The sequence below is a fragment of the Streptomyces sp. NPDC026246 genome, from assembly GCF_055567995.1.
Genome location: NZ_JBVHPJ010000005.1, coordinates 245,929 through 263,020, shown reverse-complemented (window position 1 = coordinate 263,020; position 17,092 = coordinate 245,929). Strand labels below are relative to the sequence as shown.

General features: G+C 71.8%; 13 protein-coding genes. 5 read left to right on the top strand and 8 right to left on the bottom strand.

Features of this window, described 5'->3' with window-relative positions; all coding sequences use genetic code 11:
• Nucleotides 1–14: 14 nt before the first annotated feature.
• A complete protein-coding gene (locus tag ACZ4M5_RS15595; RefSeq protein WP_467736943.1) occupies nt 15–1,523 on the bottom strand; it encodes a cryptochrome/photolyase family protein in 1,509 nt (502 codons plus the stop codon).
• A 288-nt stretch (nt 1,524–1,811) separates the two neighbouring features.
• Nucleotides 1,812–2,483, bottom strand: a complete 672-nt coding sequence (locus ACZ4M5_RS15590; RefSeq protein WP_467736941.1) for a LolA-like protein — start codon at nt 2,481–2,483, stop codon at nt 1,812–1,814.
• Between the two features lie 341 nt (nt 2,484–2,824).
• Between ACZ4M5_RS15590 and ACZ4M5_RS15585 the strand changes: the two genes are divergently transcribed.
• Both ACZ4M5_RS15585 and ACZ4M5_RS15580 read left to right on the top strand, forming a co-directional pair.
• Nucleotides 2,825–3,211: a gas vesicle structural protein GvpA gene (locus tag ACZ4M5_RS15585; RefSeq protein ID WP_467736939.1), complete on the top strand. Its 387-nt coding sequence runs from the start codon at nt 2,825–2,827 to the stop codon at nt 3,209–3,211.
• A gap of 380 nt (nt 3,212–3,591) precedes the next feature.
• Nucleotides 3,592–3,795 carry a cold-shock protein gene (locus ACZ4M5_RS15580; RefSeq protein ID WP_333930472.1) on the top strand — a complete coding sequence of 68 codons (204 nt, stop codon included), beginning with the start codon at nt 3,592–3,594 and terminating at the stop codon, nt 3,793–3,795.
• A 337-nt stretch (nt 3,796–4,132) separates the two neighbouring features.
• On the opposite strand, the gene ACZ4M5_RS15575 is transcribed toward ACZ4M5_RS15580, so the two are convergent.
• A complete protein-coding gene (locus ACZ4M5_RS15575; protein ID WP_467736937.1) occupies nt 4,133–6,304 on the bottom strand; it encodes a TerD family protein in 2,172 nt (723 codons plus the stop codon).
• Nucleotides 6,305–6,422: 118 nt separating this feature from the next.
• Nucleotides 6,423–6,848, bottom strand: a complete 426-nt coding sequence (locus ACZ4M5_RS15570; RefSeq protein ID WP_467736935.1) for a nuclear transport factor 2 family protein — start codon at nt 6,846–6,848, stop codon at nt 6,423–6,425.
• Between the two features lie 50 nt (nt 6,849–6,898).
• Here ACZ4M5_RS15570 and ACZ4M5_RS15565 point away from each other — a divergent pair, with 50 nt between their 5' ends.
• Nucleotides 6,899–7,405 carry a MarR family winged helix-turn-helix transcriptional regulator gene (locus ACZ4M5_RS15565; RefSeq protein ID WP_467736933.1) on the top strand — a complete coding sequence of 169 codons (507 nt, stop codon included), beginning with the start codon at nt 6,899–6,901 and terminating at the stop codon, nt 7,403–7,405.
• A gap of 24 nt (nt 7,406–7,429) precedes the next feature.
• On the opposite strand, the gene ACZ4M5_RS15560 is transcribed toward ACZ4M5_RS15565, so the two are convergent.
• Nucleotides 7,430–8,191, bottom strand: coding sequence for a DeoR/GlpR family DNA-binding transcription regulator (locus ACZ4M5_RS15560; protein ID WP_467736931.1), 762 nt, complete (start codon nt 8,189–8,191; stop codon nt 7,430–7,432).
• 88 nt (nt 8,192–8,279) lie between these two features.
• Between ACZ4M5_RS15560 and ACZ4M5_RS15555 the strand changes: the two genes are divergently transcribed.
• Both ACZ4M5_RS15555 and ACZ4M5_RS15550 read left to right on the top strand, forming a co-directional pair.
• Nucleotides 8,280–9,467: an MFS transporter gene (locus ACZ4M5_RS15555; protein ID WP_467736929.1), complete on the top strand. Its 1,188-nt coding sequence runs from the start codon at nt 8,280–8,282 to the stop codon at nt 9,465–9,467.
• Nucleotides 9,468–9,753: 286 nt separating this feature from the next.
• Nucleotides 9,754–10,959 (top strand): glycosyltransferase, encoded by a 1,206-nt coding sequence (locus ACZ4M5_RS15550; protein WP_467736927.1) that lies wholly within the window; start codon nt 9,754–9,756, stop codon nt 10,957–10,959.
• Nucleotides 10,960–11,007: 48 nt separating this feature from the next.
• On the opposite strand, the gene ACZ4M5_RS15545 is transcribed toward ACZ4M5_RS15550, so the two are convergent.
• From ACZ4M5_RS15545 to ACZ4M5_RS15535, 3 genes are all read right to left on the bottom strand, one after another.
• Complete coding sequence (locus tag ACZ4M5_RS15545) at nt 11,008–12,711, bottom strand: glycosyl hydrolase family 28-related protein (RefSeq protein ID WP_467736925.1); 1,704 nt, start codon at nt 12,709–12,711, stop codon at nt 11,008–11,010.
• Nucleotides 12,712–12,935: 224 nt separating this feature from the next.
• Nucleotides 12,936–15,509 carry a discoidin domain-containing protein gene (locus ACZ4M5_RS15540; RefSeq protein WP_467736923.1) on the bottom strand — a complete coding sequence of 858 codons (2,574 nt, stop codon included), beginning with the start codon at nt 15,507–15,509 and terminating at the stop codon, nt 12,936–12,938.
• Nucleotides 15,510–15,764: 255 nt separating this feature from the next.
• The gene (locus ACZ4M5_RS15535; protein ID WP_467736921.1) at nt 15,765–16,766 is read right to left on the bottom strand and encodes a LacI family DNA-binding transcriptional regulator; all 1,002 of its coding nucleotides are present in this window, start codon (nt 16,764–16,766) and stop codon (nt 15,765–15,767) included.
• Nucleotides 16,767–17,092: the final 326 nt, after the last annotated feature.

Genomic DNA, 17,092 nt, shown 5'->3' with positions numbered 1-17,092 from the left:
GCCACCGCCCGCCGTCACGGTGCCGCGTCACCCCGGTCCGCCTCCTGGCGCAGCACCTCCTCCAGATCGCCGAGCCGGTCCAGCCCCTGCACCGCGCGCCGCATCCGTGCGTTCCCGGACAGCCGGTCACGGTGCCGGTGCAGGAAGGCCCAGTATCCGGCGGTGTACGGGCAGGCCCGCGGGCCGGTGCGGTCGGTGGGCCGGAAGGCGCAGCCGCCGCACAGGTCGCTCATGCGGTGGATGTAGGCGCCCCCGGAGGTGTACGGCTTGGTCGTCATCCGGCCGCCATCGGCGTACTGGGACATGCCGACGACGTTGGGCAGCATCACCCAGTCGTAGCCGTCGACGAAGCAGCGGTGGAACCAGTCGGTGACGGCCGCCGGGTCCCAGCCGCGCTGCAGGGCGTGGCTGCCCAGCACCATCAGACGGGGGATGTGGTGCGTCCAGCCCGTGTCGCGGACCTGCGCGAGCACCCCGGACAGGCAGCGGGCGGTGACCCCGTCGGCGTCGAGCTCGGCGAAGTAGGCCGGCAGCGGCCCGGTGTGCCCCAGGGCGTTCCCGTGCCGGTAGTCCTCCCCGAAATGCCAGTACAACTGCCAGACGTACTCCCGCCAGCCCGCGACCTGGCGGACGAACCCCTCGGCGCTGTTCACGGCGACGGTGCCCTCCCGCCAGGCGCGCTCGGCATTCTCGACGCACTCGGCCGGGTGCAGCAGCCCCAGGTTCATCGAGGACGACAGCAGACTGTGGGCCATCACCGGGTCGCCGGCCAGCATCGCGTCCTCGTACGGCCCGAAGGCGGCCAGCCGGTGCGTCACGAAGCGCCGCAGCGCCGACAGGGCCTCGCGCCGGGTGGCGGGGAAGAGACGGGGGCCGTCCCGGCCGACGAACCGCACACCCTCCTCGCGCTCCCACCGGTCGAGGTCCTCACGCACCTCGGCGTCGATGTCGTCCTCACGCGGCCGGTACGGCGCCGCCACCTCCAGCACGGTGGCGCCGCGGGGTGGGGGCTCGCGGTTGGCGTGGTCGTGGTTGAACCGGCCCCCCGCCGGGTGCCCGCCGTCCATCAGCAGGTCGTGCCGCTCACGCACCCAGCGGTAGAAGTTCTCCTGCAGCAGCCGCCGCCCGCCGAGCCCCTCGGCCCACCGCGCGAACTCCTCGTGCGCGACCAGGAATCCGCGGGCGGGCAGCACCCGCACCGCCGGCAGGGAGCGCACCAGCCGCAGTGCCGCGTAGGAGGTGGGATGGCACACGGTCACCGGCGCGTCCCCCACCGCGCGCCGCAGACCCTCGCGGTAGGTCTCCGCCCTCACGTACGTCACCCGCTCACCCAGCTCCGCCGCGCGGTGGCGCATCGCCGAGAGCACCAGGTGGGCCTTGGCGCGGTGGAAGCGCCGGCGCCGGAAGACGGACCGCGCCTCGATCATGACGACGGGTGCCCCGCGCCCGGGGCCCTGCGCACCGGCGGGGGACAGGAAGTGCGGGCCGAGCTGGTCGCCGAAGATCCAGTGCGAGGTGGGCATGGCGTGGCTTTCCGTGAGGGGCCGGGGCCGGCATGCGGGCGGTGAGGTCCGGCGCTCCGCCCGCCGCCACCGTCCCCGCCCGGTGGGGATCACCCACCCAGGTTTCGGCACCTCGAGCGGTACCGGATGCGACCGGCCGCCGGCGTCCCCCGTTCGGCCGCCGCCGGACCGGCCGTGCCACCCGCACGGCTCACGGCCGTGCGTGCCGCGCGGTGTCGGCGCCCGCCGGTGCCTTCGCCGCCCGAACTCGCGCCGTCGGTAGCGCTGCTTCGTACCGCCGGGAACCGCTCACCGTGTGGCGGGTGGGCGCACCGGGACGGGCTTGCGGAAGTCGCTGAGCGTGAGGGTCGCCTGGATGTCGGCCTCCGACTCGAAGTGGATGATCTGCCGCACGCGTACGACGCGCCCCCGCTCGTCGACCCAGGCGTCGGCGTCGATCGAACTGGCCGGGCTCAGATTGCGCCCGGCGACCGCGTCGACCGATCCGATGTCCTTCGGGGTGAGACGGGCGGACACCCGCACGGCCTCCTTCCCGCGCTGCACGGACGCGCTGCGGTCCAGCATGAGGCGCACGTACTGCGGAAGCCGGTCCGTGGGCAGGCCGCCCTTGGCGGTCGACGCGGGGAACTCCTGCCAGGCGCCGTGCGTGCCTCGCGCACGGCGGTACACCTTCCGCTCGGTCATCACGACGTCCTCGGTGTACTGCTCGGTCGTGTCCGTCGTGCGGCCCGTGAGGGCGGCGTTGAGATTGATCCGTCCCACCATGAGCTGCAGGCGCCTGGAGCCGGACCGGGTGACGGCTCTGAGCGCGGCCGAGCAAGGGGCGTCGTCGGCCGACGCCAGCCGGTCGCGGACCATCTGCCGGTCGGCCGCCGGCTGCTCGGCCGGGTCCGGGGCGCATGCCGTGAGCATCAGCCCGGCGAGAGCCAGGAGGGCGGTCGCCGTCCGGTGGTGCTGCAAAGGGTCCCCCGTGGTCGTAAGGTCCCGGGCGCTGTGGCGCCGGGGCAGGCGTGGTGCGGTGGGCTCATCCTGATCACCCCGGAGGGGCGGGCCGCGAGCGGGGCGGAAGGCGTGATCGACCGTGTGCCGAAGGGTTACGCAATCGATCTCCTCGGCCCCTTCCCGACCGCCCCGGCCGGCCTCGGCGTGATGTCGGCGCACCCACCCCGGTCGCCCCTCCCGGAGTCGTACGCGCGTTTGATGCGGCGAATAGGGGTCATTCGCATGCCATGCCCGCCTCCCAGCGGGGCGGCCCGGACAGCACCACGCCGCGAGACGACGCAGACGAGGGGTGAGAGGCGATGACCGTCGCGACACAACAGGGTGGCGGGGGCGGTTCCAGTGGCCTCTACGACGTTCTCGAGCTCATCCTCGACCGCGGCCTGGTGATCGACGCCTTCGTGCGCGTCTCCCTCGTCGGTATCGAGATCCTCAAGATCGACATACGGATCGTGGTGGCCAGCGTGGACACCTACCTGCGCTTCGCCGAGGCGTGCAACCGTCTCGACCTGGAAGCGGGGCCGCGCAAGTCGGCCGGCCTCACGGAGCTGGCGGGCAAGGTCACCGAGTCCGGCGCCCGCGGCAAGACCAAGGGGGCCCTGTCGGGCGCCGCGGAGACCATCGCCGACGCCTTCCAGCAGGCCCGGGACGAGGGCCGGGAACGCCAGGCGGGACGCCGCCGCTCCTAGGACGGCCCAAGGGACGGGGACGGCGGCCCGGCCGATCAGCCAGGGTCCTGGCCCGTCCGGCTTCCGGCCGGCCGGCTGCAAGTCGCTTCCCCGGGGGTGGAGTCGAGCGGTCCGCGACGACCTCGGTCGGGGTCTCGCCCGCACCGTGGCGGTACTCCGGGACGCAGGGCTCGCCGGTGCCCGACCGGACGGGCGGATCGGCACGCCGGGGCCGTGCGGGAGGGCAGGGAGACACCGGGAGCATGAAAGTGCCGACTTTTGTGTCGATGATCGAATAGTCGAGCCGACTTCGGGGTAGAACGGATCACGGGTCTGATCCCGGAGTGGAGAGACCCGCCACTCACCAGGCCGGTACTCCCGGCGAGATCGAAGGATTCTGTATGGCCAGCGGCACCGTTAAGTGGTTCAACTCCGAAAAGGGCTTCGGGTTCATCGCCCAGGACGGCGGCGGACCGGACGTCTTCGCTCACTACTCGAACATCGCCGGCAACGGGTACCGCGAGCTGGTCGAGGGCGAGCAGGTCACGTTCGATGTCACCCAGGGCCAGAAGGGCCCCCAGGCCGAGAACATCGTCCGCGGCTGACGCCCCCGTCGGCCCCTGGAGCCCCGTCGCGGAGTGACATCACCGACGCGCCGGGGAGCCACTCGGCAGCCATGAGGCTCACACCCCAGAGGCCGCAGGTCTGAATCCGCACCGTGCACACCAGGGGCCCGGCACCGGCCGGGCCCCTGACGCGTTCCTGCGGCCGGCTGGCGCCCCGCCTGTGCCGGAGGCCGAGAGACGGCTCGGGCGGCGCCCGCGCGAGAGGGCGCGGACACCGCCCGGAGCGACGTCGACGGCGAGGAGAGCGAAGGGACTTGGTGCAAAGGAATGTGAGAAGGAAGCCCCTTCATGGCCTCGCCGAAGGCAACGCTAGCACTCAGTCCGGGATCAGGTCCCGCAGGTTTTCGAGTGTGACCACGCGGGAGCCGACGGGCAGCCCTTCGGGGCGCTCGAGACCGATGTACGTCACGGGCTCGTCCGGGACCGCCGCGCCGTCCCACAGCTCCACGGCCGTGACGCCGTCGGCCATCAGACCGGTCAGATAGCGCACCGTCAGGTACTCGCGCTCCACCAGGGACCGCACCACCTTGGACACCGACACCTGGTTCTCCTCGACCCGGTTGGCGTCCGAGATGCCCTTCAGATACAGGTGCAGCCACTTCGCCGACCACCGGCCGTCGCCCCCGCGCCGGAACACCAGCGGCAACGCCACCCGTCCCACCCCGCGCAGCTCCGACTTCGCACGCACCGTGCGCGGCTCGAACGGCCGGCCCTTCTGCTCGCCGTCACGCACCATGAAGCCGAAGAACGACTCCTCGGTCTCCTCGAAGCCCTCTCCCGCATAGATGTTGACCTGCGGCACCACGAAGGCGCCGCGCACCCGGCCCAGAGACAGGTCGATGAACTCCGAGGCCCCCTCGGGCGCCTCGGTCACATCGCCCGAGTGCCTGCCCCCGACAGCCCGCAGGGACGTGTACGACAGCCAAGAAGCAGTGCTGTAGTCGCTGTTGAGCAGCAGGGCCGAGAGGTCGTAGTCGGTGCGCAGCCGGGTCTGCCGCCAGTACACGAAGAAGCGCAGACGCTCACCCTCGACCGTCGAGAGCGAACCGCGGGGCAGCATCCCGAGCCCGGCCGCGGACGCCTTGCCGCTGACCGGGAGGGCCACGTCGAGCACAAAGGGATCGAGCAGCAGCCGGCCGGTGGCGGGGAGCCTGCGGCGCATCTCGGTGTCGAGGGCGTCGATCAGGCGGGCGCGGTCGGCGGCCGGTACCGGGGGCCGCAGATCCGGAGCGACCCAGCCCCGGCCCCGGCTGTTGACGAAGAGCCGCAGCCGTCCGCTCTCCCGCTCCCGGTTCTGGAAGTGCTCGCGTACGGACAGTACGACCCGGCCGGAGACCCGGGGGGCGACCTCCACCGCGGCGGCGACCACCACGTCCCGCTCGTCCTGGCCTTCGGCGGCACGCAGCAGAAGGTCCAGGGCCCGGAAGAGCCTGCCGGGGGCGGACTTGAGCAGGTGCACGGCACCGACGACGTCCGACTCGCCGAGCAGCTGCTCGAAGCGGCTGTCGAACGACCGCGCCTCCTTCTCGCCCCGCGCCACGGCGAACACGTCGGCGGCGTACGGCCACCGCGGGTACTCGTGCGGATGCAGGCGCTCCCCGAGTCGCTTGAAGGGCTCCCGGTGGGCGTGCACGTCGGCCAGCTTGGCGGGGTTCGCCTCGACCAGGGCGTCCAGGGACGCGAGCAGCGTGCGGCGCACCGGCCGCGGGATCGCCCGGAACCGGGTCGGCTCGCGCAGTGTCACATCGCCGCCCGAGAGCGCGCACGCCAGTCGGAGCACGTCGACTACCGTGTCGAGCAGCGGATCGGCGCCGACGGTGAGGCGGGCCGCGTTGACCAGGGCGCGGTTCTCCCTGACCGGGATCGTCTCCGGCTGCGGCCCGGACGCGCACCGCTCGGCGAGGATCCCGAGGTCGCCCAGGTGCTCCTCGCTCAGCGGTGTCGCACTGCCGGCCAGGGCCAGGTACAGGTCGGTGACTTCGTCGTCCAGGTCCCGTCCGAGGTGCAGGACGGTCACGCGGTCGCCCGCCGAGGCGATCAACTCGTCCTGCGCCGCCAGCATCTCCTCGTAGGTGTGCTGGTAACGGCCGTAGACGGGCAGGCTGAGCAGGTCCAGCACACCGTGCGCGAGCTGGGTCAGGGTGTTCGTGCGGGATGTGCCGTCGCCGAGTGCCTGCGCCACGCACCGCATCCAGAACTCCTCGGTGCGGGGCACGTTGGCCGGGAAGTCGATGAAGTACGCGTTGTGCCGGACGTGGTCGCCCACCATCTCCCGCACGGTGCGCAGGGTCCGCCTGGCGGTGTGCACGACCGCGGCTTCGGACAGCCCGGACAGGTGGGCCAGGAGTTCCGCCGAGAGCTTGAAGCCCACGGACGCCAGCGCCGCGTCGAACTGCCGCGCGGCGGTGGCGCCTTCCCCGGCTGAGCCCGCGGGGGAGGGGATGCGGTGGGTGTGTCGGAGGACCAGTGCTTCCAGACCGTGCGCCATGCGGGGATGATCGCAGGTCTGTGCGAACGGACGCATCGCAGTTTCCCGGCCGCCCGGGGCCCGGCCCGCCCGAGGACCGCGGTCGAGAAGATCGCAGCGTTGCGTCCCTCGGCCGGCGTCAGACGAGAGGTTCGTAGCAGTCGTAGTTGCGCTGAGCGACGATCCTGCCGTCCCGGAATTCGAGGAAGGCCGCGATGTGCGCCCGCATGACGTGGCCCGTGGGCAGATCGCCGAAACCCGCGGCCAGGGTGCCGGACCATCTGATCTCCAGGGCGACCTGGTCGCCCGCGGCCACGGCGTTGACGACGTCGTAGCTCTGAGCGGCGAGCAGCGTACGTGCCCGTTCGGACGCGGTGAGTGTCTCCGCGAGGTCGCGGTCGGCGCCCGTGGGGAACAGGGCGTTGGGCACCTGGGAGTGGGTCATGTCCGGGTGCAGGAACTCTGCGAGCTCCTCCGGCGCGGCCAGTCTGGCCACCGCCTCGTGATAGCGGAGAGCCGTACGGACGTGGGGGTGCGGGTGCTGAGGCTGATCGGTCTGCGACATATCCACAACCATAGTTGCACAACCTAGGTTGTCAAAGAGATGCTGGGAACATGCGCGAACCAGTTGACCCCTCCGGCCTCGATCTGGGCACCATCGCCCTGTTCGTCGGCTTCGCGGCCGCAGGTGCGGTGCAGACCGACCTGGCGGCCCAGGGCTTCGGCGATCTGCGGATGTCGCACGGGTACGTCTTCCAGCACCTGATCGACGCGCAGCCCACCGTGAGCGACCTGTCGGAGAAGCTCGACATGACCCAGCAGGGCGCCTCCAAGGCCGTCGCCGAACTGGAGCGGCTCGGCTACGTCGAACGCCTGCCGAGTCCTCGCGACGCGCGCATCCGTCACGTCGCCCTGACCCGCAAGGGCAGGCAAGCCGTCACCGCCGCGCGGCACGCCAGGGAGCGACTCGAAGCGCGACTGCGGGAGCGGTCCGCGGGGACGGCCTCCGACGGGGCGCACGGCACGGCCTTCGACGTGACACGGGCGGTGCTCCTCGATCTCCTCGACGAACTCGGCGGCGCGGCGGCGGTCCATCGCCGGGACGTCAGGCCGCCGCGGTGAGACGGGGGGCGCCGGGCCTTCGGCTCAGGCGAGCCTGACCGTGATGCCGCTGTTCTCCAGCGCGGTGGTCTCGTCGGCAGGGGCGCCGGTGTCCGTGACGAGGACGTGCACGGAGGACGGTGGGCCGACGTGGGCCTGCGCGGTGCGGCCCAGCTTGCTGCCGTCGGCGGCGGCGATGACGCGGCGGGCGGAAGCGATCGCCGCCTTCTTGACCACCGCCTCGTCGAGGTCGTAGGCGGTCAGACCATCGCCCGCGGTCAGGCCGCAGCAACCCAGGACGGCGGTGTCGAAACGCAGCGCGGACAGGGAGGCGAGGGTCAGGGGCCCGATGAGGGCCCCCTCGGCGGCGCGCGGCCGGCCGCCGGGGACGAGGAGCGAGGTCGGTTCCGGCGCGTCGCCGAGCACGTGGATCGCCTGCAGCGAGAGCGGCATCACGGTGACCGGTCGCCCTCGCAGCAGCCGCGCGACCTCCAGGCACGTCGTGCCGCTGTCGAGCAGCACCGTCTCCCCGTCGGACACGAGGGAAGCCACCTCCGCCGCGATCCGGCGCTTGGCCTCCACGGCTTCGTGCGCGCGCAGGGAGAAGGGAGGTTCCTCGCCCCGCAGCAGAAGGGTGCGCGCGCCACCCCGGAAGCGTTCGAGGACGCCCTGTGCGGCCAGGTGGTCCAGGTCCCGGCGGACGGTCATCTCCGAGGCCGCCGTCAGCTCGGCCAGTTCGGAGACCGACGCCCGGCCAGCCTCCTGGACGGCCTGGGTGATCAGGCGATGACGTTCCACGGTGTTCATGGACTGATTCAACACCACGACCTACGAACATGTGAAGTGTGAGGAAGGCAGGGTTTCGCACAGGTCGTATGTTCGTTAGGGTGGGCGCATGGAAAGAGCGCTGCGCGTCGCCCGCGCTGTGACGGTTGTCTATTTCGTGCTCAACGGCACGCTGCTCGGCATGTGGGTGGTGCAGATCCCGGCAGTCGAGGAGCGCGTCGGCATCTCCCACGCCGCCCTGGGCGGCTTCCTCGTGCTGCTCGGCGCCGGAGCCTTCGTCGGCATGCAGATCGGAGGGCGGCTGTCCGACCGGCTCGGCACCCGCACCGTCGTCCCCCTGGCAGGAGTGCTGTGCAGCGCCACCCTGGTGCTGCCCGGCCTTGCGCGGGAGCCGTGGGCCCTCGGAGCGGCCCTCCTGCTCTTCGGCTTCGGCAACGGCACCCTCGACGTCAGCATGAACGCGCACGCCGTGCAGGTGGAGAAGGCCTACGAGCGGCCTGTCATGTCGGCCTTCCACGCCACGTTCTCCGTCGGCGGTGTCCTCGCCGCGCTCGCCGGTGCCGCGGCCGTCGACATCGGCTGGGGCCCGGCCACGACCCTGGGGGTCGCCGCGGCCGCCGGAGCCGTCGTCGCCCTGGGTGCGGCCCGCGGCCTGCTGCCCCCCGCGCCGACGGCCCCCGTGGCCGCCACCGAGGACCTGGCCCGGCCGCCCAGGCGGCCCGTCCCCGGGCGCATCCGGCTCCTGGCCGTGCTGGCGCTGCTGATCATGCTGTGCGAGGGAGCCGCCAACGACTGGAGCGTCCTGCATCTCAGGACCGTGCTCGACGCGCCCGAGAGCACCGCCGCCTTCGCCTACGGCACGTACGCGACGACCATGACCATCGGCAGGCTGCTGGCGGACCGGATCTCGGGGCGCTTCGGCCCTGTCGCGGTCCTGCGCCACGGCGCGGCTCTGGCCGCCGTCGGTATCACGGTCGCGGCCCTGTCCCCGTGGGTCTGGGCGGCGCTGACCGGCTGGGCGCTGTTCGGCCTCGGACTGTCGGGCTGTGTCCCGCAGTTGTTCAGTGCCGCCGGGCACGCGGACCCCGCAGCGGCGGGGGTCAACGTCTCCCGGGTGGCCGGGCTGGGGTACATCGGCATGCTGGCGGGCCCGGCCGTCATCGGCTGGATGACGCACCTCGTGGCGCTCAACCACACGTTCCTGCTGCTGTCCCTCTTCTGCGCGACCGCCGTCGCCGCGGCCGGCGTCCTGCGCCCGGTGCCGCAACGGCCGCGCACCGCCGAGCCGGTCTCCTGACCGCCTGCGCGGCGCGGCCTGACCACGCGCCGCGCAGGCTCTCACCCCGCGGAAGCCTGTCCGCCCTTCCACACCGGCCACGGACCGGGCAGCGAGTTCGGCGAGAACGTCTTCGTCAGCCAGGGGGTCGACTGTCCGTGAGCGACTCGACCGGGGACGGCAAGCGGTCCCTCACCTCGCCTCCCGCTTCAGCGTACAGCGCAGGGGGGATCTTGCCGCAAGGCCCCCATATCGGGCGAAGATGACCCCTCGCGTCACGAGGCGCGGCAGGTCCGAGGGAGGGCGTATGCGGGTGTTGTTGTCCACGATCGGGTCACGTGGAGAAGTCCAGCCGGTGATGGCTCTGGCCGTGCGGCTGAGGGAAGCGGGGCACGAGGCCGTGGTGTGCGCGCCCCCCGACTTCCGGGAATGGGCCGAGTCACTGGGGGTCACGTACGTCGCGGTCGGTCCGGAGCTGCGCGCCACGGCGAAGCAGCCCCAGGGCGTCGTGCCCACGCCGGAACAGCGGCGCACGATGATCGAGGGCACGGTCGCCGACCAGTTCGCAGCGGTGCGCGCGGCCGCCGAGGGGTGTGACGTGATCGTGGGAGGCGGTGCTCTGGCGATCGCCGCCGGCTCGGTCGCCGAGGAACGGGGCATCGGGTACGTGTACGCGGCGTTCGCTCCCCTCACGTTGCCGTCGACGCATCACGCCCCGCCCGTGTTCGGGTTGTCGGGGGAGGAGCCGACGGACAGTCCGCTGGACAACCGCGCCCTGTGGGCCCAGGACGCCCAGCGCTGGAACGCCCTGTGGGGCGCTGCCCTCGACGCACAGCGCAGGGCCGCCGGTCTGGCCCCGGTCGGCGATGTGAGCCGTCACCTCTTCACCCGCACGCCGTGGCTGGCCGCCGACCCCACTCTCGCCCCGTGGCCCGGGGCGTCGGAGCTGGAGGTGTGGCAGACCGGGGCGTGGATGCTGACGGATCACCGGCCGCTCCCCGCCGAGGTGCGGCAGTTCCTCGACGCCGGCGATCCGCCGGTCTGCTTCGGATTCGGCAGCATGCACGCCCCGGCCGGCATCGCCCGTACGGCGGTCGCCGCAGCCCGGGCCCTCGGCCGTCGCGCGATCATCGCCCGCGGCTGGGCGGAGCTGTCGCTCGACCAAGCCGCTCCCGACTGCCTGTTGATCGGCGAGGTGAACCAGCAGGCGCTGTTCCGCCGGGTCGCCGCGGTCGTGCATCACGGCGGGGCGGGCACCACCACCACGGCGGCCGCGGCCGGGGTGCCTCAAGTGATCGTCCCGCGCATGTTCGATCAGTTCTACTTCGCCCGTCGCGTCGATCGGCTCGGCAACGGTTGCGCCCATGGGGGCGGCGATCCCACGGTCGACTCCCTGACCGCGGCGCTGGTCCGTGCTCTCGCACCCGGAACGGCCGAGGCCGCGCGCGCTCTCGCGGGGCGGATCCGCACGGACGGTGCGTCCCGCGCGGCACGCCGGCTGGTCGCGGGGTGACGGGGCCCGCTCACCGCCTGGCCGCCCCCGGCTCCGCGACCGTTCGCCTCAGCGCCCGGAGCGTCTCACCTGCGCGGCACGCTGGGCCTCGTGGAGATTGGCCGGCCGGACCACGTCGGTGGTGCCGTACAGCTCCAGCCGGCTGTGCAGGTCGCCTTCGAAGTCCGGTACGTCGATCTGGTCGAACTCCCGGACCTCGTTGATGCCGACGGTCGCGGAGTACGGCGCCAGGGAGTCGATCTTCATGAGGCCCGCGCGTCCGTTGGTGACGCGGATGTTCCAGTGGGTGAAGCGGGCACCGAAGAGGGGGCCGGCGCTGGCGTCGCCGCCGTGGCGGCCGTTGTTGTGCACGGTGATGTCGGTGCGGACGTTGGCGAACGGCATGCCCCGGTGACTGTCGAAGGTGCCCATCCTCATGTCCCCGCGCGACCAGACGTTGTGGGAGGACAACCCCTCGACGTTGATGCCGTGCAGCTGGGTGCCGGCGGGAGCCGGGGTGGTGCGCTCCTCGATGGTGAAGTCCTCGACGAGGTTGTCGTGTGAGCCCTCACGGCAGAAGTACGGGTGGTGACTGCCTCGCCCCGAGACACGTGTGCGGCGCAGGGTGCAGGCGGAGGCAGCGACCAGGCCGAAGCCGTTGTCGGTGTTCCGGACCGTCACGTCGTCCACCCAGCAGTCGTACGCGCACTGCAGCACGACGCCGTTGTACCCCAGGTCGAGGAGGTGGGGCCGCTGCGGTGTCTCCACCGCCTCCAGGGTCAGGCCCTCGACGCCCGAGCCCGTCAACTCCGGTACGTGCGTGGTGAACTGTGGCTCCCACTCGGGCCGCAGGTCGAGGGGGAGGGGGCGTTCCAGCGTCACCTGGTGTCCGCGGACGCGGGTGATGCGGACGGGCCACTCGTAGGGGACGTAGGAGAGCAGCTTGCTCTTGTCGGTCCAGGTGTAGGCGTCGGGGCCCGGACCGTCGCCCGCCATGTGCCGCAGCAGGGTGTGCCCGGAGTCGTCGCTGAGACGGAGCAGGACCAGGGCGCCCGGGCGCAGGCGCGCCGGGTCGGTCACGGTCACGGTCCAGTCGCCTGCACGGGCTGCCGCTGTGCGGGTGAGCGTGCGCCACTCCTCCCGCCGGTTGCCGGTCCAGCCCTCGAACGGCCACGCGCGCGCCCTGATCGCCTCGGTGAGGGAGTTCCAACGCGCTTCGGGCGCCAGCCAGATGAGGCCGCCCGCCCATGACCAGGACGACTTGTCGCCGCCGTACCGGGAGCCGTACGCACCGATGAGCTCGGTGAGGTTGCTGGTGGCGTGGAGCGTCGTCCGTCCGCTGCCGGCACCACGCAGGACCACGTGGGAGTGCCCGAGGCGGATCAGCCCGTCGATGCGGAAGACGCCGGGCGGGATGCGGACCGTGCCACCGCCCGCGGCACCGGCCGCGGCGATGGCGCGGTTGATCGCCGGGGCGCAGTCCGTCCGGCCGTCCGCCGCCGCGCCGAAGTCGCGTACGTCGGCGACGACCGGGCGGCGGGGCAGCCGTACGGCCCCGCCGCCGAAGCCCGCCCGTCCGACGAAGGGGATCTGGGGATGCCGGTACGGCTCGCGGACGAACTCGTGCCACAGCTCCGGCACGGTCCCACGGGTGCCCGTCGCGGAGAACGCGGTGCCGCTCCCCGCGATCACGCCGGTCGCCACGGCTGCGGCACCGCCGAGCAGCGCCCGTCTGCTGAGCCCGGAGGCGGCTGCGGCCTCGTGTCCCTTCATGCGCGCATCTCCTGTTCGTTCCCGGGGGCTTGGCCACCCGAGGGTGACACGCGGAAGCCGACACGTACACCCATACGTACGAAGTTCATGTCCATGAACTCATCGACCAAGGTGAAGGTGCGTACTCCTGCTCTGGGCAGCCCGAAGTCCCCGGGTCGGAGGGCCTATCCGGGGACTCGGGCCGTCACGTCACGTCACGTCATGTCACGTCAGGTCAGGTCAGATCAGGGGAACTGGACCACCTTGGACGGGACGGTGTCCGTTCCCGAGGTGGGAGCTCCGGTGTCATTGACGACGTGGCGGTACTGACCCTTCCCACCGAGGGAGATCACCATCAGGTGCCGCATCTTGATGCCGGGTTTGACCGGCACCTGGAAGCCGTGGTGCTGCACGATGGTGTCGTCGGAGGTGTAGTTGCAGTAGCTGCCGAGGGCCCAGGCCTCATGCTCGTTGACCGAGTCGGCGACCTTGTAGGCCGCGTATCCGACGATGCCGTCATGGGTGATGGCGGCCTCGTTGGGAGCGTCGTAGGCCTTCTCGTTCTGGAAGAAGATCGTGCGGCCCCGCTCGCCGTTCCAGAGCACGTCGTACTTGTTGAAGTGCTCGACGAACAGGCCGGTGGTCAGGACGTCGTCGCCGTTGACGCGCAGGCCGTAGTCGGCGCGGTTGGTCTCCCAGCCCACACCCTCACCGTGGTCGGCCCGCCAGATCCAGGTGTGGTCGATGAGGACGTCGTCGCTGTTGACGACCACCGAGTTGGTGGCGAGACCCGGCCCCGCGCCGCCGATGCGCACGAACACGTCCTGCATGGTGGTGGGGTTGGCCGCGTGGTCGGCCGACGCGCCGGGCTCGCCGATGCGCAGCAGCGTGTCGGAGTTGGCCGCGCCGGCGTCGATCAGGAAGCCCGCGAGGCGGACGCCGTCCACGTCGGCGACGTGCATGGCGTCGATGCCGCCGTCGGGAATGATCGTGGCCAGTCCGAGTCCGAGGACGACGGTGTTGGCGCGGTCGACCTCGATGGTCTGGTCGAGGTGGTAGACGCCGGGCGTGAACAGCAGGTTGAGGCCCTGGTCGAGGGCCGCGTTGATGGTGGCGGCCGTGGCGCCGGGCTTGACCACGTAGAACTGGTCCAGCGGCAGGGAGGTGCCGCCGCTGTTCGCCGGCCAGGACACTCCGCGCGCGTTGGTGCGCTTGGCGGGCACGAAGACCTTGTAGGTGCTGCCGTCCAGATAGAGGAACGGCTTCTCGCGGGAGAGGGGCGTGGTGTCGAAGGTGGTGTACGGGCCGGTGGCGAAATTGGTCGCGGGCGCGCCCTGGACGCCCGTGAAGGTCATGTTCCACACGCCGTTGGTCCACCCGCCGACGCTGCTGTCACGGGTGTACCACTGCTGCTGCGAGTAGGGGCCGACCGTACCGTCGATCTTCGAGTCGGCGATGTAACCGCCGGAGGCCCATCCGTAGCCGTCGGGCGCGAGGTTGAGGCCGCCCTTGACGTGGATCCGGCGGAACGGTGCGGCCTGGGCGACCGCCCACCGGTTGGTGCCGTTGGCCGGGGTGAGGGCCAGGTTCTCGGCCGATCGCCAGAAGTTCTGGGTGGCGTTGCCGTTGAACCAGCCGGCGTCCACGGTGATGTCACCGTTGATCTGGACGTCGTCGGGGTTGAGCCCGAGACCGGAGATCGAGGTGTAGAAGCCCAGTTGGGCGTTGATGTTGTTGTACGTACCCGGCTTGAGCAGGAACTGGTAACGGCCGCTGCCGAACTGGCTCTTCTCCTGCTGGGCGAAGACCTGGTCGAACTTCTGCTGCAGGTTCGGCGTCGAAGGATCGACCACGATGACGTTCGGGCCCAGGTCGCCGCCGCCCTGGATGGGACCGGTGCCGCCGCCGGACTCGGTGTGCACCGCCATCTCCCACAGGGAGTAGCCGTACGGGGTGGCGCGGGCCGTGCCCAGGACGCGGACGTAGCGGCCGGCGCCGTCGACCTCGTAGGAGGCGCGTCCGCCGGTCGCGCCGGTCACCTGCTTCAGTGTGGTCCAGTCCTGGCCGTTGCCGGACGCCTGGAGACGGAAGTCCTTGGCGTAGGCGGCCTCCCAGTTCAGGTCGATCTTGCACAGGTCCTTGACCGAGCCCAGGTCGACCTGGAGCCACTGGGGGTCGGAGGCCTGGCTCGACCAGCGGGTGCCCGCGTCACCGTCGAACGCCGCCGAGGCCGGAGTCCCCGCGTTCTCCACGGAGGAGGCCGAGGAGGGCTTGCCGCGGGCGGCGTCGGCGGTGCCGCACGCCCCGGCAGGCGTGTCGCCCGCGGTGCCGAAGACCTGGAACTCCCACAGGGAGTAGCCCCAGGACGTGGCGCGTTGGAGCCCTTGCATCCGTACGTAGCGAGCCTGGCCCGAGACGTCCACGGTGTCGACGCCGCCGTCGCCGCCCGTGACGGTCTTCGCGTCGTTCCAGCTGGCGCCGTCCCGGGACAGCTGGATCTTGTACTCCTTGCCGTAGGCGGCCTCCCAGTCGAGGACGACCCGGGTGACGGACGCCGTGGCGCCCAGATCCACCTGCAGCCACTGGTTGTCGCCCGCGGCCGACGACCAGCGGGTGCCGTGGTCGCCGTCCACGGCGTTGGCGGCGGGCGTCCCGGCGTTCTCGTTCGAGGACGAGGTGACGGTCCTGCCCTGCGACAGCGGCGTCTCCGCTGCCGCGGCGGGCAGTTGTGCCGGGAGAGTGACGAGCGCCGCTGTGGCGATCAGTGTGACACCCAGTGCTCGACGTCTGAGGCGTCGCACGTCGGTGATGTGTCTCATGCGTCAACTTTCTGCGGGGCCGGTGCGGGCTCACGCGAGCGTGCCGCTCGGCGCACAGGCATGCCGATGGGGAGAACGGCGGTGGGGCCGCTTAGTTCACGGTTTGATTTAAGGGGTGACGCAATCGGGGGGCAAGCCCTCGGACACGGATTGCCGTCAAAGGAGCGGGAATTGGGGACGCGGACCCGCTCTGGGCCGGGCCGGTGCTGCCCGCCCGTGAGGAGGGGCCGGGGGAGGGCCGCCCGTCGGCGGGGATCAGTCCGCGGTGGTCGACCGGCGGATGATCACCGAGGTCGGCAGGACGACCGGTCGCCCCGGATGTGCTTCGCCCGACAGGTGACCGAGGAGCATCCGGGCCGCGGTCTCCCCCATCCGGCGCATCGGCTGCCGGACCGTGGTCAGGGCCGGCTGGGTCAGGCGTGCCATCGGGATGTCGTCGAAACCGATGACGGCCACGTCCTCCGGCACCCGCAACCCGGCCGCGCGCAGGGCGGACATGGCGCCCACGGCGGCGAGGTCGTTGTGCGCGAAGACGGCGTCGAACTCCCGTCCCTCCCGCAGGAGACGGCGGACCGACTCCGCCCCGCCGGCCTCGGTGAAGTCGCTCTCGACGAAGAGCGCGGAATCCGTCGGGTGGCCGCTCGCGGCGTACGTGGCGTCGAAGCCCTCGCGGCGGTCGCGTACACAGCCGAAGCGCAGCGGCCCGGCGAGGACCAACGGCCGGAGCCGCCCCTCGTCCAGCAGGTGGCGCGCGGCCGCGGCTCCCCCTTCGCGATTGGCCGCGGTCACGTACGGGAACTCCGGATGGCGGCCCCGGTCGTCGATCAGCACGACCGGAAGCCCCTTGCGGTGCAGTGCGGTGAGCATCGCCAGCGTGTCCTCCGGCTCGACGGCGATCAGTCCGTCGAAGGCGCGGGCCGAGACCTGACTGGTGAACCACTCCACCGAGTCGGTGCCCCGGTTGCAGGTGAACAGCAGCAGACCGAACTCGGCGGCCTCCACCGTGTCCACGACCCCCTGGAGCACCTCACCCATCCAGGGCCAGGTCAGGGACGGGACGAGCATGCCGACCGTGCGGCTCCTCCCGCGGGCCAGACCCACCGCACCGGAACTGGGTACGTACCCCAGCCGGTCGATGACCTCCCGGACCCGGGCGGCAGTCGAACTGTCCACCTCGGCTCGCGTGTTGAGGACCCGCGAGACGGTCGTCTTGCTCACGCCGGCCATCCGGGCCACGTCCGCGATGGTGACACGCACCGCATCCCTCTTCCTGCGCACGAACACACGGCCGCCGGACGGGCCGCCCCGGCCGGAACCGGCGCCGCTCCGGGAGCGACGCCCGAGTCAAACAGCGGCTTTCCCCCCACGTCAACACCACAGGGAGGCGCCGCGGCGGTGCCTCGCCGCTGCCCTGCGCGGGGCTGCCGCACACGGCACTGCCCGATGCGAAGTTCGTTTCGCTGGGCGGGAGTTGGGCGTACCAATCGCTACGGGAGGTATTGACGGCAGCGCGGTGTGTCCCTTTCATTCACGCACAAGGCCGGAACCGGTTCCGGAACCGCTTCCGGCGGCAGCCCCCACCA

Excerpts from the sequence above, each read along its gene's own strand:
- ACZ4M5_RS15595 (WP_467736943.1), bottom strand. The coding sequence starts at position 1,523 with ATGCCCACCTCGCACTGGATCTTCGGCGACCAGCTCGGCCCGCACTTC.
- ACZ4M5_RS15585 (WP_467736939.1), top strand. The coding sequence starts at position 2,825 with ATGACCGTCGCGACACAACAGGGTGGCGGGGGCGGTTCCAGTGGCCTC.
- ACZ4M5_RS15580 (WP_333930472.1), top strand. The coding sequence starts at position 3,592 with ATGGCCAGCGGCACCGTTAAGTGGTTCAACTCCGAAAAGGGCTTCGGG.
- ACZ4M5_RS15575 (WP_467736937.1), bottom strand. The coding sequence starts at position 6,304 with ATGGCGCACGGTCTGGAAGCACTGGTCCTCCGACACACCCACCGCATC.
- ACZ4M5_RS15570 (WP_467736935.1), bottom strand. The coding sequence starts at position 6,848 with ATGTCGCAGACCGATCAGCCTCAGCACCCGCACCCCCACGTCCGTACG.
- ACZ4M5_RS15565 (WP_467736933.1), top strand. The coding sequence starts at position 6,899 with ATGCGCGAACCAGTTGACCCCTCCGGCCTCGATCTGGGCACCATCGCC.
- ACZ4M5_RS15560 (WP_467736931.1), bottom strand. The coding sequence starts at position 8,191 with ATGAACACCGTGGAACGTCATCGCCTGATCACCCAGGCCGTCCAGGAG.
- ACZ4M5_RS15555 (WP_467736929.1), top strand. The coding sequence starts at position 8,280 with ATGGAAAGAGCGCTGCGCGTCGCCCGCGCTGTGACGGTTGTCTATTTC.
- ACZ4M5_RS15550 (WP_467736927.1), top strand. The coding sequence starts at position 9,754 with ATGCGGGTGTTGTTGTCCACGATCGGGTCACGTGGAGAAGTCCAGCCG.
- ACZ4M5_RS15545 (WP_467736925.1), bottom strand. The coding sequence starts at position 12,711 with ATGAAGGGACACGAGGCCGCAGCCGCCTCCGGGCTCAGCAGACGGGCG.
- ACZ4M5_RS15540 (WP_467736923.1), bottom strand. The coding sequence starts at position 15,509 with ATGAGACACATCACCGACGTGCGACGCCTCAGACGTCGAGCACTGGGT.